15 protein-coding genes are annotated in these 16,432 nt (G+C 43.4%); all 15 read right to left on the reverse strand.

Annotation, left to right across the window (positions count from 1 at the left end):
* Window positions 1–15: 15 nt before the first annotated feature.
* Complete coding sequence (locus tag H6G75_RS13055; RefSeq protein WP_190980490.1) at window positions 16–1,203, reverse strand: acyl-CoA dehydrogenase family protein; 1,188 nt, start codon at window positions 1,201–1,203, stop codon at window positions 16–18.
* 107 nt (window positions 1,204–1,310) lie between these two features.
* Window positions 1,311–2,351, reverse strand: coding sequence for an ABC transporter substrate-binding protein (locus tag H6G75_RS13060; protein ID WP_313934839.1), 1,041 nt, complete (start codon window positions 2,349–2,351; stop codon window positions 1,311–1,313).
* A 165-nt stretch (window positions 2,352–2,516) separates the two neighbouring features.
* Window positions 2,517–3,278 (reverse strand): class II aldolase/adducin family protein, encoded by a 762-nt coding sequence (locus H6G75_RS13065; protein WP_190980491.1) that lies wholly within the window; start codon window positions 3,276–3,278, stop codon window positions 2,517–2,519.
* A 44-nt stretch (window positions 3,279–3,322) separates the two neighbouring features.
* On the reverse strand, window positions 3,323–3,967 hold the full coding sequence (locus tag H6G75_RS13070) for a hypothetical protein (protein WP_190980492.1): 645 nt from the start codon (window positions 3,965–3,967) through the stop codon (window positions 3,323–3,325).
* A gap of 164 nt (window positions 3,968–4,131) precedes the next feature.
* On the reverse strand, window positions 4,132–5,217 hold the full coding sequence (locus tag H6G75_RS13075) for an LLM class flavin-dependent oxidoreductase (RefSeq protein ID WP_190980493.1): 1,086 nt from the start codon (window positions 5,215–5,217) through the stop codon (window positions 4,132–4,134).
* A gap of 55 nt (window positions 5,218–5,272) precedes the next feature.
* Complete coding sequence (locus tag H6G75_RS13080) at window positions 5,273–6,349, reverse strand: aliphatic sulfonate ABC transporter substrate-binding protein (protein ID WP_190980494.1); 1,077 nt, start codon at window positions 6,347–6,349, stop codon at window positions 5,273–5,275.
* A 200-nt stretch (window positions 6,350–6,549) separates the two neighbouring features.
* A complete protein-coding gene (locus tag H6G75_RS13085) occupies window positions 6,550–7,398 on the reverse strand; it encodes a MetQ/NlpA family ABC transporter substrate-binding protein (RefSeq protein ID WP_190980495.1) in 849 nt (282 codons plus the stop codon).
* Window positions 7,399–7,646: 248 nt separating this feature from the next.
* Window positions 7,647–8,303, reverse strand: coding sequence for a methionine ABC transporter permease (locus H6G75_RS13090; protein ID WP_190980496.1), 657 nt, complete (start codon window positions 8,301–8,303; stop codon window positions 7,647–7,649).
* Between the two features lie 49 nt (window positions 8,304–8,352).
* Window positions 8,353–9,546, reverse strand: coding sequence for an LLM class flavin-dependent oxidoreductase (locus H6G75_RS13095; RefSeq protein WP_190980497.1), 1,194 nt, complete (start codon window positions 9,544–9,546; stop codon window positions 8,353–8,355).
* Between the two features lie 308 nt (window positions 9,547–9,854).
* Window positions 9,855–11,093, reverse strand: coding sequence for an acyl-CoA dehydrogenase family protein (locus tag H6G75_RS13100; RefSeq protein WP_190980498.1), 1,239 nt, complete (start codon window positions 11,091–11,093; stop codon window positions 9,855–9,857).
* Window positions 11,094–11,602: 509 nt separating this feature from the next.
* Window positions 11,603–12,241 carry a glutathione transferase gene (gene yfcF, locus H6G75_RS13105; protein WP_190980499.1) on the reverse strand — a complete coding sequence of 213 codons (639 nt, stop codon included), beginning with the start codon at window positions 12,239–12,241 and terminating at the stop codon, window positions 11,603–11,605.
* Between the two features lie 32 nt (window positions 12,242–12,273).
* The gene (locus tag H6G75_RS13110) at window positions 12,274–13,623 is read right to left on the reverse strand and encodes an LLM class flavin-dependent oxidoreductase (RefSeq protein ID WP_190873691.1); all 1,350 of its coding nucleotides are present in this window, start codon (window positions 13,621–13,623) and stop codon (window positions 12,274–12,276) included.
* A gap of 18 nt (window positions 13,624–13,641) precedes the next feature.
* Window positions 13,642–14,508, reverse strand: a complete 867-nt coding sequence (locus H6G75_RS13115; protein ID WP_190980500.1) for a MetQ/NlpA family ABC transporter substrate-binding protein — start codon at window positions 14,506–14,508, stop codon at window positions 13,642–13,644.
* Between the two features lie 2 nt (window positions 14,509–14,510).
* Window positions 14,511–15,488 (reverse strand): methionine ABC transporter ATP-binding protein, encoded by a 978-nt coding sequence (locus H6G75_RS13120; RefSeq protein WP_190980501.1) that lies wholly within the window; start codon window positions 15,486–15,488, stop codon window positions 14,511–14,513.
* A 35-nt stretch (window positions 15,489–15,523) separates the two neighbouring features.
* A complete protein-coding gene (locus H6G75_RS13125) occupies window positions 15,524–16,417 on the reverse strand; it encodes a MetQ/NlpA family ABC transporter substrate-binding protein (RefSeq protein WP_190980502.1) in 894 nt (297 codons plus the stop codon).
* Window positions 16,418–16,432: the final 15 nt, after the last annotated feature.

Here is a 16,432-nt window from a genome sequence, read left to right on the forward strand (position 1 = left end):
AAGAAAACCACATTTTTATACCTTTAATGCTGACTTACCCAAAGAAGAACAAATCACATCATTTTGTGGCGTATGAATCCGACTACATAGCACATCTCGATAATGTCTTTCCAGGGGATTTTTTTTAGATAAACCCGGATTTCCGATTAGTTGTAAACCAGTTTCTACCGCTTTAATTGCATTACTGGTGACTAAATATTTAACTGTTTGTGCTTGTAAATTTACCTTCGCGTCTAGTTCACCTTTATCAATATCTGCTGCGAGACTATAAATTAATCGCTGGTTAGCATAAAGTAAGGCTTCAATTTCACCAACAGCTACTTGAAAGCGGGGTAAAGTTGCGAGAGTTGCGCCTAAATTGGTGGGCGATCGCTCATTCAAATATTCCACTAACCAATCTCTGGCGGCTGTTGCTACACCTTGATACAAAGCACTCAACAATAAACTGCCAGCAGCCAACATCAAAGGATCGGGTTGTGACCAAGCTTTTAAAGGACGCACATCTAAGGCATATTCTGAAGGAATGCAGACATCTTCTAAAATCAAATCGTGACTGCCTGTTGCCCGCATACCCAAGTGATCCCAAGTTTCCACAATCTTGATCCCTGGAAGATTTCGTGGAACCAAAAAACTCCCTATTTGCGATTCCTCATCTTCTGTTCGCGCCCACACTACAAAGTAACGCAAAATCGGACTGCCTGTAGTGTATTGTTTATGACCAGTGATTAACCAACCATCAGATGTCCGTTTAGCAATGGTGGCTGGTAATCCGCCTCTGGCTGGTGTGCCTAATTCCGGTTCCACACGGGCAGCATTGAGTAAAGCAATACCTTGCACAGACTCTCGACACAATCTTTCATAAACAACCGGATGCCAACGTCGATGTCGGGCGGCGTTAGCGTGTTGTAAGTAGTGCATTGTTAGCACCAAAGCAGTAGAAGCATCTCCACTGGCGATTTTTTCAATTACCCGACAGGCTGTAGTGTATCCCACCGCTAACCCGCCAAACTCTACAGGTATAGTCAGACTTAATAATCTAGCTTTGTGCAGTGCATCAAAGTTTTCAAAGGGAAAAGAACTATCACTGTCATGGATAGCGGCGCGGGTAGCAAAATCAGCAGCCAGAGAATCCACAAGTTCAAATAGATTGGGTAATAATTTTGCTGTTGTGGTAGCTGCTTCTAAAACAGGTGGTTTGGACATTTAGCTAATCCTGAATTGGGGGTGTAAGGGGGTTAGGGTGTAGGGGTGTTAGGGTTCCAGGGTGCAATTTTTCCCCTATACCCCTATACGCCTACACCCCTACACCCTTAGTTTGATTTGCATTTATTGATATCTTCGTTAAAACTGTTATCCCACAGTTGTTTGACCTCAACCTTGGCAGGAATTACACCTGCTTGAAAGAAGGTATCTGCAACTTTTTGTTGAGAAGCTATGGCTTCGTCAGAAATAGGTAGGATTTCTTGACGGCGTTGTTTTTGACCTTGTTGGGCATCTTGATAAACTATGCCTTCATCAACATTAATGGCGGTTGAATATGTCTTTGACCATTCCTTGAGGTTAGATTCCCGCCAGTTTTGGGATTTTTGTAAGCGACATAAGAAATCTGCGATCGCTCCTTTTTTTTGTGGATCTGCGATCGCATTTGGTGAAGCAATAATCACAAAATTACCGCTTAAAATATCTTTTGCCGATTCCAACACCCGCGCCCCTTCTTTTTGGGCTTGGGGAATAGAGTAACCATAAGTCGCCCAAGCATCTAGTTCGCCTTTGCGAAAAGCCGAAAGTCCATCGGGTATAGATAAAGGAACTGCATTGATATCCTTCATTGTCAGCCCGACTTTTTCCAACATCTTAATTAAGAAGTAGTGGGCAGTTGTAGCTTTAACGTAACCGACTTTTTTACCTTTGAGATCAGCGATAGTTTTGGCGGTTGAGTTCTTCGGTACAAGTACAACTTGACCAGTCGTCGGCCCTTTGAGGGTAGCGATAATTTTGACCGATGCTTTCGATTCAATCGCAAAAATCGGCGGAATTTCACTAGCCGAAGCCAAGTCAATTGCACCAGCATTGATGGCTTGTACCATCAAATTACCGCCAGTAAACTCAGTAAACTGCGTTTTGTAAGGAAAACTATCTTGTCCAGCTAACTTTAAACTCAAATCCCAGCCACCTTTATACTTAGCCACACGTAATTGAGTTGTATCCGGTGCTGCAACTTCATAAGGGGCGGGATTTGCTGCGATCGTTGTTGGACTGGTAGACTTAACCTCTGAGCAAGCCGTTGTTCCTAAAGCCAGAAAACAACCCAGAGAAAAAATAAAATTCTGCCGCAACCAATTAGTAGACACGTTAGTTTTTAGGTATAAAAAGACAATAAAAATATTAAGATTTCCATTTTGTCTTGTGGGGTGGGCATACTTCGGCAAGCTCAGTACAAGTCTTGCCCGCCCAAAATTGAGGACAGGCAAGATGCCCATCCTACAAGAAAATGTGGGATAGTTCTGATCCACCAACTACTCCAATAAATCCGGTTCTTCCCGCACAATCCGGTCATAGAGAGGCTGAAAACTGAACCAACCGCCCGTATGGGTTCCCACTTGACCATGAGTGAAAGTAGCAGTTTCATGATCAATCGGTAGGGGTTTGCCAGCCGCTTCTGCCAACAATTGGGCTTGAGTCGATCGCTCAAAAGAGATGTACCAAAAAGCAGCCTCGTCTACTGTCTGTCCCACGGTCAAAAAGCCATGATTTCTCAGGATGACAGCCTTTTTATCTCCCAAAGATTCAGCAATTCTTTTACCTTCGGAAGTATCTAAAACTACACCTTTGTAGTCATCAAATAGCGTATGGTCTTGATAAAAAGCACAAGCATCTTGAGTTAAAGGGTCAAGCAAACGACCCAAACTTGACCAAGCTTTGCCATGTAGGGAATGAGCGTGAGCGGCTGCAACTATATCAGGACGTGCTTCATGCACCTGGGAATGAATCGCAAAGGCGGCGCGATTTACAGGCGCATTACCTTTGACCACTTCCCCTTCTCTATCAACTAACAACAAGTCAGACACACGGATATGACCAAAGTATTTACCCAAGGGATTCACCCAAAAATGGTCGGTAAATTCAGGGTCACGGGCGGTAATGTGTCCGGCTATTCCTTCGCTAAAGCCAAAACGACCAAACAGGCGGAATGCTGCTGCTAGGCGTTGTTTGCGATAAAGACGTTCTTCTTCCACCCGTTCAAATACTGGTGGTTCTGGTCTAGTGAAATTTGGCATAATTTTTTCCAGTGCTAAACAATTAGGTGTGGGTTTTCCTTGTTTTATTTGAAAAGTACATTGGAATATCCAGAGCGAAAAGACCGCACACTCTGTTGTTGGGGATGATAATGATGTCGCCAAATGCTACCAGTATCATTCCCCATAACATGAATTGAGATTGATGGAGCGAAGACGTTAGTAGCTTTGACAGAGTGAATATCGTTATCTGGAGGTAATAAATGATAAATATCCCCAGTTTTCACTTGATAAGTTCCTACCGTTTCCAAATAGGCGTATCCTTCTAATTCACCGTTATCTACGCGACGATATACTGTTTCTTCTTGTTTACCTTGATACAGTCCGACTAGTCCCCAAGATAAATGATCGTGGACAGGTGTAATTTCATCGGGAGGAATCACCAAACTAAAAATAGTTAAAGAGCGATCCTGGGAGCGATAAAGTAACCATTGTCCGATTCCCCCGCCTAAACCACTGTCAGGATTTGGCTGGGCAAAATTTGTTGGTAGCCAGTTCTCTTTTTTTAGCAGTGCTGCAAAGTACGGTTCTAGAGTATTGAGAGTTTCGGCGCGGTTATGAGTCGTGCTAGAGATAATGTCTTTAGCTGTTGCTACAAACTCACGCAAATCAGGGCTATCAACAAACCATTGGTCTGCTTGTAAAGGTTCAAGAACAGTTGTCTGAGGCATAGATTTAGCTGATTTAATGGAGGCAGGAGTTGAAAGGCAGGAGGCAGGAGGCCGATTAGAGGGGGACTTAAACCCAAATAGGCGAGTCAAAAAGGCTTTATTCTTAATTCAAAATTTTCCCTTCTGCCTCCTGCCCTCTGCCTTCTGCCTCGCCCGAAGGACATTTAAGCTACGGTTGCTGTTTGTCTTTCTAGTCGTTGGACTTCTTGACGCACTAAAGGAATTACATCTCGACCATAAGCGATCGCATCTTCCACTGGGTCAAAACCACGAATCAAGAGTGTTGTGACCCCAGCTTTGTAGTAATCAAATAATGATTCTGCTACTTGTTCTGGAGTCCCAACCAAGGCTGTAGTATTACCCCGCGCACCCGTAGCAGCTGCAATTGGTGTCCATAAACGCTTATCGTGGATTTCCCTTTCTTTGGCAAAGTCCAACAAACGCAAGGAACCCACAGCTTCAGGTACTGCCGGAGCCTGACCACGAATTTCATTAATCCGCGAGAGAATATAATGGGCTTTTTCCCAGGCCTTTGCTTCGGTTTCGCCTAAAATTGGACGCAAGGAAATACTGAAACGTAAATCTTTTCCTGGCGGTGCTGCGGCTTTGACTTCAGCAATGCGTTGTTTAATTGCAGCTATGGGTTCTCCCCAAAACGCATAAACATTACTGTGCTTTGCACCTACACCCACAGCTGCACCAGAAGCACCACCAAAATATATAGGAATATGTGGTTGCTGTAAGGGTTTAACATCCGAAAATGCGCCTTTGAATTGGTAAAACTCGCCTTCATAATCGAAAGGTTCTTGGCTTGTCCATACTCGTCGCACAACATCAAGATATTCATCAGTTCGACGATAGCGAGTATCATGGTCAAGCCAGTCACCATCACGCTGTTGTTCAGCATCACTACCACCAGTAATAATATGTACGGCAACACGACCATTGCTAAAGTGATCTAATGTAGCTAATTTACGTGCGGCTAAAGAAGGAGACACAAAACCCGGTCTATGAGCCAGTAAAAACTTGAGTCGTTCTGTTGCAGCCGCCACATAACTAACAACATTAAAGCCATCTGGCCCTGTGGAACTATAACCAACTAGCACCCTGTCAAAGCCCCCATCTTCATGGACTTTGGCAAAGTTACGCACATAGTTTAAATCTATGCTTCCCCCCGTAATTGATACGGTTGGGCTATGTAACTCTGACGCATTTCGCGTACCAATCATGCCAATAAATTCAACAGGCATAAATATCTTTACTCCAAGTTATTAATCATGAGTCAAAAATTCTTCTCCCCCTACCTCACCTAGAAGCAGTAGTTCCCAAGGGACACACAGATGCAGCAATATCTACTTTTTGGGGAATAATTTTTTGTTCTAATAACCAATCAGCAGTTTTCTGGAGTTTGGCAACATCTTCACTGTTGGGAAATACGTAAGACTCTGGGCCGCGATTTTGAGTTACTTGTTTGGCTACTGCATCCGAAAGTTTTAATTCTTTAACTAAAAAATCTGATGCGGCATTAGTATTTTTATTTAGCCAGTCACCATCTTCACTTAAAGCAGTCAGCGCAGCTTTAACTGCTACAGGGTTTTCTTTCGCTGCATCACCACGCACAACCATAATGCCGTAGGTAGGTGCAGGGTGTGTAGTAGTAATTCTTCTGGCTTTATGTTCTAATTCGGCAATAGAAATATAAGGTTCCCACACAGCCCAACCATCAACAGAGCCTTGATATAACGCAGGTGCAGCGTCATTTGGTGATAGATAAACTCGCTGGACTTTCTCTTTAGGAATCTTTTCTTTTTCCAAAACTTTTAATAGTAAATATTCGCCTGCGCCACCTTGATTCACTGCAACTTTTTTACCGACTAAATCAGCAGGTTTACGAATAGTAGAATCACCACGAACAACGATCGCACTGCTCAAAGAATCGGGACTCGGACGCTGTACAGAACCAATACAAAGAGGTTGTCCCGCCGCAATTCCAGAGATGGTAGGAATATCACCACACCCGCCAATATCGGCTCGATTACCATTAAGAGAACTTAATAGCGTAGCACAACGATCAAATGGGCCACTCCATTCAACTTTAATATTTTGTGCTGTTAACTGACGCTCTAACTCACCTCTTTGACGGGCTAGGGGAATAATCCCACCTTTTTGGTAGCCCAAGCGAATGACATTGTTTTTCTCTGTTGTTTTGGTAGCAACAGTATTTGAATTTGAGGTTGTATCGGACTTAGCTGAGACATTAGTAGCTGTTTGTTGGCTGCAACTAGAAGCGATTAGTCCTAAAAAAGAAGCTGCGATCGCTAATATCTTACCAGCAGAATATTTTTGTGTATCCGCAAAGCGGGGGTCTTGGCAATTGTTCACTACAATTTACTCCTTGATGTCAATTTTTAGGAGTTTAAGCAGCCATTATTGATGATGATAGCGACTTAAATACATTAAATCGACCGATTTACCGTATTTAATAAAAATCAGCATACCATTTTTCGATAGACTACCCAAACCAAATCAATATTTCTTTATCTCTGAAGCAGAGAATAAAACCTTGGCACGACACATTTTTGCTAAAAAACTGGTACAAGCCTACCCTTATATTCCTGATTGATAAAATCTTTGACTTTAGGGTTAACTAGTAGCTTGTTTAACTTTTGAATCTTGGCTTCATTTTCTCGACCCTGCAACGTCACGAACGCCAGCGCATATTTTTTATCTTTGGCTGTTTCCTGACCCATAGAATTAGGTTCTATCCCCGCCAGCGCAACAGTTTGAGCCGAAGATACAATAAAATCTACGTCATTAATGGCGCGGACTACTTGTACACCTTCGACTTCTTTGATTCGCAAGTTTTTGGGATTAGCAGCAATATCTCTGCGGGTCACAAATTGTGGAGCATTTTCTTTTAACTTAATTAGACCATTTGCTGCTAATAATCGCAATCCTCGGTCGTTATTGATGACATCATTCGCAATGGTGACGGTTGCATTTTGCGGAATTTCGCCGACTGATTTGAGATTTTTTGAGAAAAGACCAAGTGTGTTTAAATAAACTGTATTTAATGCTACTAAATTTATTTTCAATTCCTTCACAGCATTATTCATAAATGGTCTGTGCTGAAAGAAATTGGCATCAATTACCTTATCTCTCAAGGCGGTGTTGGGTTGTATCCAGTCATTAAAGGTAACAACTTGAATTTCTAAGCCTTCTGCTGCGGCAAGATTATTATTGACAAATTTCAAGATATCCTGAGAGACTATACCGGTTACGCCGACTTTAATGATTTCTTTTTGCTCTTTTTGGCTAATTGTCTGCGTACTATTATTAGATTCTTGGGTTGCGGGTTGGCTACAACTGGCAAAAACTAAAGAAGCAGTTAGGGAACCTAAAGCTGTTAAGAAAAATCTGCGTGTATTCATAAAAATTTTAATTAAGAATGATGATGGGAATTTCTGCTGAATATGGGATTTTTAACGTAAAGGTACGCGGAGGTTTGATGAAGAGATTGTTATACCAATTCTGTGTGAAGTTGCGCTTAATTAAGAAACGAACCGCATAGACGCGGTAGCGGCTTCCCGCAGGGTAGAGCGCAAAGTACGCGAAGAGAAGAAAAGAATAAGAGAGAGTTTGGCGCAGTTTTGTAAAGAAATGGTTTTACGGTTTTTGTTTAGCGTTTTCGCATACGTTGGGCAATTAAATCACCTAAGAATTGAATAATTTGCACCAATGCAATTAAAACTACAATGGTAGAAAACATTACCCCTACATCAAAACGTTGGTAGCCGTATTGAATTGCTAAATTACCTAATCCACCGCCACCTACAGCCCCAGCCATTGCAGAGGAGTTAAGTAAACTCACGATTAAAATTGTCATCCCTAATATCAGTGAGGGGAAGGCTTCAGGAATCAATACTTTAAGAACAATTTGCCAATAATTGCATCCCATTGCTTGGGCGGCTTCAATGAGTCCCTTATCAACCTCTAAAATGCTGGTTTCTGCAATGCGTCCAAAAAATGGAATGGCAGCGAGGGTAAGAGGAACTAAGGCGGCAGTGCTACCGATGGAAGTACCAACAATTAAGCGGGTGAGTGGTGTTAAAACGACAAGCAGAATAATAAACGGAAATGACCGTCCCGTATTCACGATCGCACCCAATACTTTATGCAGTTGGGGAAAATCCAGCAAGTTACCGGGGCCTGTCATCACTAAAAATAAACCTAACGGCAAGCCTAAAACTATGGCAACTAGGGCAGATATCCCAACCATATAAAAAGTTTCACTAGTGGCTTGCAATAAGCTTTGGAGTAATTCTTGTCCTTGCATCTTTTCAGAAGGGTGTAAGGGTTTAGGGCTGTGAGGGTGTAGGGTTTGATTAAAGTCTTAGACCAGCCTGCTTCAATAGTGGTAGAACGCGCTTACCAAATAAATCTAAATCCGGCTCGAAATCGTAAAAAGCTATCTGGAAACCATCAACACCAGCTTTATTGAGTTGCACAAGTTGTTCGGTGATTTGTTCTGGCGAACCAATGAGTTGCACATTACCACCGATCGCACTACCAACGCTATGACGCAGATTTCCCTTTTTATGCCCTCTCCAAGCGTGTGCATCGCTGCTAACAAGGGAACGTCCCGCAATTGATTCATGATCAGCCTGATCAACAATGGCTTGGGCATATTCTTCTGCCTCTTTTTCCGTTTCTCGCAAAACAATCAACGGATTTAGCAGCGTGCGGACTTGTCTACCTTGAGCGATCGCAGATTGTTTCACCCGTTCTGTATGGGCGGGTAAGGATGACAAAGCACTGTCTATATCTCCGCCAGCCGGACTGGTAATAAACACAATATCAGAATGGCGGCCTGCAAACTCGATACCCGCATCTGAACCAGTGGCGTTAACTAAAACAGGACGACCATAAAGCGGACGAGGGCTAATGTAAGCATCTTTGAACTGCCAAGAGCTTTTTTGACTCTGGTAAGAAAAGTTCTCGGTTTCTGACCAAAGTCTCTTTAAGACAGTGACAAACTCATCCGCCATTTCATAGCGGCGATCGTGTTCGATTTGACTCCAACCGAACAATTCATGCTCATAAGCCCGGTGTCCGGTGACAACGTTAATTCCCCACCGACCTTTGGAAATGTGGTCTAATGTCGCCCCAAATTTAGCTAAATGAATGGGATGCCAAGGCCCATAAAGAACGTGAATAGTAGAAATTAAGAGAATCCGCGAAGTCATCCCAGCTAGAGAAGCTGTTGCAATGAAGGCATCTAAACCCGCTTCCGTGCGAGTCGGCCCCTGTCCACCCTTGGGTTGCCATGTAGAATAACCAAAAACGAGGTCAAATCCCAATTCCTCAGCCTTTTGGGTCAACTTGGCATTATAGTCAAACGACCAATCGGTAGTGCGAGGTAAATATGATGAACTCCAGCCACCGTGATGAATTGGTAAGAATAACCCTAGTAATACAGGCTGTTTCAGAGCTTGGGATAATGGACTATCAGGATAGTCTGTGGGAGAGGCGATCGCTTTTATCTCCGTTCTGACAGCAGTAGTATCAATTACGCTCATAGTTAAATTTCACAAATAAAAGTCTTGTTAAGAAAGGGTGTGGGGGTGTAGGGGCAATACATTTCGGTGAACATTTCTATCTTGTTCAGATCCCCCCAACCCCCCTTTTTAAGGGGGGCTATATGGCGATTTTCACTTGGGTAGAATACAAATTCATCCGCGTTCATCTGCGGTTAATTATTTTCTCTTGTAGCTCACTGAGTGGAGAATCGCTATAACTTTCTTTTACCCCCTTTTTAAGGGGGTCGCCGTAGGCGGGGGGATCTAATCTTCCCCCTACACCCCTACACCCTTAAACCCCTACACCCCTAAAAGAATCCTCTCTGCGGCAACGGTGTACCATTTATCTCATAGTCGCCAATCGCACGCGCCTTAAAGTGATTGGGATTATGTGAGGATAAAGTACGGGCATTGCGCCAGTGACGGTCAAAGTTTGAGCTTTTCTTGGTTGTGGAAGCCCCGCCGACTTCAAATAGTAAGGTGGCTGAACGTAACGCTAAATCATCAACAATTAATTTGGCTTTGGCTGCATTCAAAGAAGTTTCTAACGCTACAGCCGTCTCTGCTTCTTCACCTTGGGCTTTAGCCGCAGGCAGGCGATCGAGTCCGTCGGCGGCGGCTAAAACGATCGCTTCTGCGGCAAAGGCATTGGCCGCAATTTGTCCGACGGTTTGCTGTAAGATGGGGTCTTCTGCTGCTTGCTCGGATACAGCATGGTAAAAAGTCCGAGGACGTTTATGAACGAGGTTTGTGGCATCACGCAGCACGCTACGAATAATGCCAGCGTTGATTGCCGTCAAAAATAATTGCGGGATGATATTGTATGGCAAATTGTCTTTGTCTGTGTCTGTCTCAAAAAATACTTCACTTCTCTCAACACGGACATTAGTAAAGTTAGTTGTTCCTGTGCCTGTAAGCCTTTGACCAAAGCCATCCCAGTCATCTATAAGCTCAATTCCATCGCGGTTTGTCGGGATGAGAATAAACGCCGTAGTGCCATCTGGTACTAGTACACGCACAAAAATCAAGTCTGCATAAAGGCTGCCAGTGCTGTAATACTTCGTGCCATTCAGACGATAACCGTCGCCATCGGGTGTTAATTTTGTATTCACAACTTGACCACCGCCAGCCCGTTTAACTTCTAATTCGGTGGAAGCGAGGCCAATAATTGCCCCATCAACTACTTCCTTTAGCCAGCGACGATTTCTTTCGGTGCGTTCTGAGCGCAAAATTCGCTCTGTGACAGAAAAATGATTCCGCACAATGTGAGCTACGTTCGGGTCAGCATCGCCTAACTTAATCACCACCTCAAATAATTCCCGCGCCGTGCTACCACCGCCACCTTCAGCAACGGGGATTCGTAATGCACCCAACCGAGAACGCCGGATTAATTCAACTACATCAAAAGGTAAGATGCGATCGCGGTCGCGTTCACTTGCTCCCAGAGCTATATGATCAAACAACTGCTGGAGTTCCGGTGAGTTAGTTCTGACTGGAGCCGAAAACTGGATTGTTGTATCTGCAACTTTTTCTAGACTTTTAATCATTATTTTTATCTCCGATGTAGAAAATCTATGTTGGCGAGTTGTAAGCAACTAGTACAGGTCGGCGTAAATAAACTTTCATCGCCCTTTTGCTGATTCGCCTAGAACACCAATTCAGTAATCTTGAAAGAACCTCTCCCCCTACCCCTCTCCTACGAGGAGAGGGGAGTTTGGCTCCCCCTTCCCTCGTAGGGAAGGGGGCTGGGGGGTTAGGTTTGAGAGAAAGTTGCACACGGCGTTATATATGGAGAGAATGTCAAGAATGCTTTTATATCTGCGGCGATTACCTCTGGTAACAAATTTAAGTTAAGCTAAACACCAAGAAAGAACTAAAAATCTACCAAAATACCGTAGATTAATAATCCTAAATTTTCCCTAAGTTGTCAATCTTTTAAGCTAATCGTCATTTAAATTGCACCATGTTCATGGTAATCAAAGCTGCAAACCCTCTCCCCTGCTCCCTGCCCCCTGCCCCCTGCGGTCTTAATTGGCTTTCTTAGATGCTTAACAGCTTATCCGCCCAAGGGCTGGCGTTGCTGATTGACCCATAACTGAACAGATGGCCGTTGCCATTGATGTTTAGCGTATGTCACCAAATTCTCTGGTACTGGGTCGCCATTCAAAATTAGGCGATGGAGTATGAGTGCGAGGTCAACATCGGCGATAGACCACTGACCAAAGAGGTTTTCTGTATTGGCAGATAGTAGTAACTCAGCAGCGAAGAACAATTTCTCGGCGGCTGTTTGCGCCTTTTGTGATAAAGGTGGCTTTGTTGCCCCGGAGAATATCACTTCAGTAGGACGCTCTTGTTTGATCGGGTTAAGATCGCTGCGTAGCCATGCTTGCACCTGACGCGCTCTGGCCCGATTTTGTGGTTCTGCTGGGTATAACGGAGTACCAGGAAAAACTTCATCAATGTATTCTGCGATCGCCGAAGACTCCGACAATGAGAATCCATCGTGAATTAAAGTCGGTACGCGGCTCGTCAAAGACTTAGTGGCAAAGCCTGGTTCATGCTGGGCTTTAGCCGCAAGGTCAATGGTCTGGATGTCGAATGACAGTCCTTTTTCATGCAGAGACACGAATGCCGACAGTGCATAAGGGCTGAGGTACTGAGTATCGACATAGAGAAGGATAGATGTGGATGACAATGTTTTCTCCTGTGAGGACTGTTGATTACTAACTAAATCACTGCTGGCGATCGCTCTGATTGAAAGAAACGGTTAGCGGGGCGGGGAAGTCCCAGATTTTCCCGCAAAGTTGTTCCCTCATACTCGGTGCGGAAAATTCCCCGGCTTTGGAGTTCTGGCACAACCTTGTCAACAAAATCATTCAACCCTTCCGGTAGATAAGGGAACATAATATTAAAGCCGTCCGAGCCTTCTTCCTTCAGCCATTGCTCCATTTCATCAGCGATGGTTTGGGGAGTTCCCACGAAAGCTAACCCGCCGTAACTGCCAACACGTTGCGCTAGTTGCCGAATGGTCAAGTTTTCACGCTGTGCTAAGGCGATGACTCTTTCCCGTGAAGAGTGTCCAGCATTGGTTGGGGGAATTTCTGGTAAGGGGCCATCAGGGTCGAAACCAGAAACATCGTAGCCCAGCGCACCATTTAAGCTGGCAATTCCACTGTCATAATGTACGAGGCTATCTAAATAAACGCGCTTGGCTTGGGCTTCAGCAACGGTTTCCCCGACCACAACTAAAGCACCAGGTAAGATTTTTATACTATCGGGGTCACGTCCAATTGCTTTCGCCCGTCCTTTGATGTCTGCAAATAAAGCTTTGCCAGCCTCCAGATTACCAGCCGGCGCAAACACAGCCTCGGCAGTTTCGGCGGCTAATTGTCGTCCGGCTTCCGATGCACCCGCCTGGACAATTACAGGCCAGCCTTGGACAGGTCTTGCAATATTTAATGGCCCCCGCACCGAGAGATATTTGCCTTTGTGATTCAGAACGTGAAGCTTTTCGGGGTCAAAATAAATTCCGGCTTCCACATCCCGAACGAAGGCATCATCAGCAAAGGAATCCCAAAGCCCCGTAACCACATCATAAAATTCCCTCGCCCGACGGTAGCGTTCATCATGCTCTATCTCTTCTTCTAAATTAAAGTTGAGTGCTGCATCGGGATTGGCTGTGGTGACGATGTTCCAGCCAGCGCGACCGCCACTGATATGGTCGAGAGAGGCAAAACGACGCGCGATGTGAAAGGGCGCGTCATAAGTTGTAGAAGCTGTAGCTACTAATCCGATGTGTTCGGTGACAGTAGAGAGGGCAGAAAGCAGAGTAAACGGCTCGAAAGATGTCACAGTATGACTGCGTTTCAGGGCATTTATGGGCATATTCAGCACGGCTAAGTGATCTGCCATGAAGAATGCGTCAAACTTGCCTGCTTCGAGTTTTTGGATGAATTTTTTCAGTGCTGGGAAGTTGAAATTAGCATCAGGTATAGCCCCAGGATAACGCCAAGCACCTGTATGGATGCTGACGGGGCGCATGAACGCACCTAGTTTTAATTGCTTTATTCTACTCATTATCCCTCCGTATCATGTTTAGAATGCAGGGGCGATCGTCCCTTTGAGATAGTTATTGATGTAGTCTTTCAATTTGGGATCGACCACCAATTGATTTAGCTTTTGGATATTTGGATCATTTACTTTTGATTGTACAGTTGCTAAACCCACTGCATAATTTTTGTTAGCCATACCAATTTCGTCTAACACAATTGGGTCTAGGGATACTTTTGCTTGGACTAAAAAAGATGCCGAGGTCACGGCTAAATCAACATCATCCAATGCTCTGACGATCGCATAATTATCTAATTCTTGAATTTGCAGATTTTTGGGATGCTTAATTACATCTTTGACGCTGTAATACTCTCCCGTCTTTTCTTTTAAATTGATTAAGTTAATTTGTTTGAGAAATTTTAAAGCCCGATCCTGATTGCTATCATCGTTAGAAATAGCGATGGTTGCTCCAGTAGGAATGTCCTTAAGGGATTTTGTTTTGAATTTTTTTGAATATAGCCCTGTGATAGTAGTATAGCTACGGTTTAACATGACAAAATCAGCATTCAGTCTTTTAGCAGCTTGTTTCATAAATGGTTCATGCTGGAAAAAGTTAGCATCAATTTCGCCATTTTTAAGAGCATCGTTAATTTTGACAGAATCAGCAATAGTCACAATTTGAAAGTCAAAGCCGTGACTGGGGGCTATTTCTTTTTGAATGAACTTTAAAACATCTTCGGTGGTGGTATTGCGAGAACCAACTTTGAGTAATGTTGTCTTGGTTGATTGACTCACCAATTGACTAGTAGAAGTAGGTTGTTTTGGTGTACAACTGGCGAAAGAAATAGATGCGATCGCACTTCCGATACCTAAAAGAAAATATCGCCGATTGATTCTTGTTAAACTAGCCATGATCAATGTACTTCCACTTCAAATTCGGCTTCGTGTAAATAGTTCAAAGCTTGCGTTACCTTTTGTCCTGCTAATTCAATGTGGAACTGACCAACCCGGCGATCGCCTACAGTTTCCACACTCCCACTCAGGATATTGACATCTACATCAAAATTACGTGCTAAGGTGGCGAAAATTGGCTGACTGGCTTGTTCTCCCGCAAAGGCGATCGTGGCGAGAACAGCACCAGGTTTTGCTCTATAACCATTCCGCCGGGGAAAAAATTCTTGGGCAAGAAATGATTCTGGTCTAGCGATTAAATCACTCACATATCCCTTTTCGACAATTCTGCCAGCATTGAGTATTGCCACACTATCGCAGATTTGCTTGACCACACCCATTTCATGAGTAATCAGTAAGATTGTCAAACCCATACGCTTATTCAAGTCACGCAACAAGTCCAGAATTGACCTTGTAGTTTGGGGATCAAGTGCAGATGTCGCCTCATCAGATAATAAAACTTTCGGTTCTCCCGCCAAAGCCCTAGCAATACCGACTCGTTGCTTTTGTCCCCCAGACAGTTGCGCCGGATAAGTATCAGCTTTACCTTGCAAACCCACAAGTGAAATTAATTCTTCTACCTTAGCCCGACGTTGTAGCCTACTAAGACCCATCACTTCCAAAGGAAAAGCAATGTTTTCTGCCACCGTTCTGCAACTTAGTAAGTTGAAATGTTGAAAAATCATGCCGATATGTTGACGAGCGACACGTAATTTATCTCCCGTCAATTTTGTTATTTCCTGTCCATCAACCACAACTGAACCTGATGTTGGTTTTTCTAGTTGATTAACACAACGAATTAACGTGCTTTTACCTGCGCCACTTTGACCTAAAACGCCAAAAATTTCTCCTGGTTTAACAAACAGACTCACTCCATCTAAAGCGACAACTTTTTGAGTACCTTGGTGATAAATTTTGCGAACATCAGTAAATGTGATCATTTCAGAATCCCCCCACAATTAATCATGACTATTTTTTAAGGAATGGGAATCACTGCGCCTTGATATTTATCTCTAATAAATTGTTTGACTTGATCATCCCGTAACAACTTATAAAGTTTTTGAATTCTGGGGTCATTTTCCTGCCCTTGTAATGTTGTCACTGTCACCGCATAAATCGGATTTTTACTGGATTCTAACGCCAAGGCATCTTTATCTGTTTTTAGTCCTCCTGCAAGCACTGTTGCACCCGTCATAACAGCTAAATCAACATCAGGAAGCGAAGGAATCATTTGAGTGGCTGGTACTTCTTTGACTTGTAAGTTTTTAGGATTTTCGGCAATATCTTTAGGACTAACTAAACCTTTAGCAGTAGTTTTTAACTTTACCAATCCAGCTTCTTCAATTACCTTTAAAGCCCGATGAGCATTATTAATATCACCAGGAATAATCACAGTGCCATTTTTAGGTAATTCTGCTAAAGATTTGTGTCTTTTGGAATATACACCCACTGGATTTAAGTGAATTGGCGGATTTAAAGCCACCATTTTAATATTATGTTGCTGCCCAAAATCCTCCATAAAAGGAACGTGCTGAAAGTAATTAGCATCAATTTGTTTATCTCTCAGCGCAAAGTTATTTTGTACACTGTCACTAAAGGTGAAAATTTCAATATCTAGTCCCGCTTCTGGTGCGAGATTTTTCTTGACAAACTCTAAAATTTCTCCGGCTGGAACTGGTGAAACTCCAACTTTAATTTTTTCTTTGGTTGCTGTTGTTGTTGTGTTAGAAGCTGTGGTTGCAGATGGATTAATATTTGTATTAGCAGAGTTATTTTGTGTTGCACTACAACTCGTAAAAACTGTAGAAGCTGTAAAAGAGACAACTGCTATACGAAAAAACCGACGATTGATGTTGTTAAGCAAAGTCATTGATTTAATTACAAA

Source organism: Nostoc sp. FACHB-280, from assembly GCF_014697615.1.
Lineage (GTDB): Bacteria > Cyanobacteriota > Cyanobacteriia > Cyanobacteriales > Nostocaceae > Nostoc_B.

Bases quoted from the DNA above. Each gene is read 5' to 3' on its own strand.
- H6G75_RS13055 (WP_190980490.1), bottom strand. From the start codon at position 1,203: ATGTCCAAACCACCTGTTTTAGAAGCAGCTACCACAACAGCAAAATTA.
- H6G75_RS13065 (WP_190980491.1), bottom strand. From the start codon at position 3,278: ATGCCAAATTTCACTAGACCAGAACCACCAGTATTTGAACGGGTGGAA.
- H6G75_RS13070 (WP_190980492.1), bottom strand. From the start codon at position 3,967: ATGCCTCAGACAACTGTTCTTGAACCTTTACAAGCAGACCAATGGTTT.
- H6G75_RS13075 (WP_190980493.1), bottom strand. From the start codon at position 5,217: ATGCCTGTTGAATTTATTGGCATGATTGGTACGCGAAATGCGTCAGAG.
- H6G75_RS13085 (WP_190980495.1), bottom strand. From the start codon at position 7,398: ATGAATACACGCAGATTTTTCTTAACAGCTTTAGGTTCCCTAACTGCT.
- H6G75_RS13090 (WP_190980496.1), bottom strand. From the start codon at position 8,303: ATGCAAGGACAAGAATTACTCCAAAGCTTATTGCAAGCCACTAGTGAA.
- H6G75_RS13095 (WP_190980497.1), bottom strand. From the start codon at position 9,546: ATGAGCGTAATTGATACTACTGCTGTCAGAACGGAGATAAAAGCGATC.
- H6G75_RS13100 (WP_190980498.1), bottom strand. From the start codon at position 11,093: ATGATTAAAAGTCTAGAAAAAGTTGCAGATACAACAATCCAGTTTTCG.
- H6G75_RS13110 (WP_190873691.1), bottom strand. From the start codon at position 13,623: ATGAGTAGAATAAAGCAATTAAAACTAGGTGCGTTCATGCGCCCCGTC.
- H6G75_RS13115 (WP_190980500.1), bottom strand. From the start codon at position 14,508: ATGGCTAGTTTAACAAGAATCAATCGGCGATATTTTCTTTTAGGTATC.
- H6G75_RS13120 (WP_190980501.1), bottom strand. From the start codon at position 15,488: ATGATCACATTTACTGATGTTCGCAAAATTTATCACCAAGGTACTCAA.
- H6G75_RS13125 (WP_190980502.1), bottom strand. From the start codon at position 16,417: ATGACTTTGCTTAACAACATCAATCGTCGGTTTTTTCGTATAGCAGTT.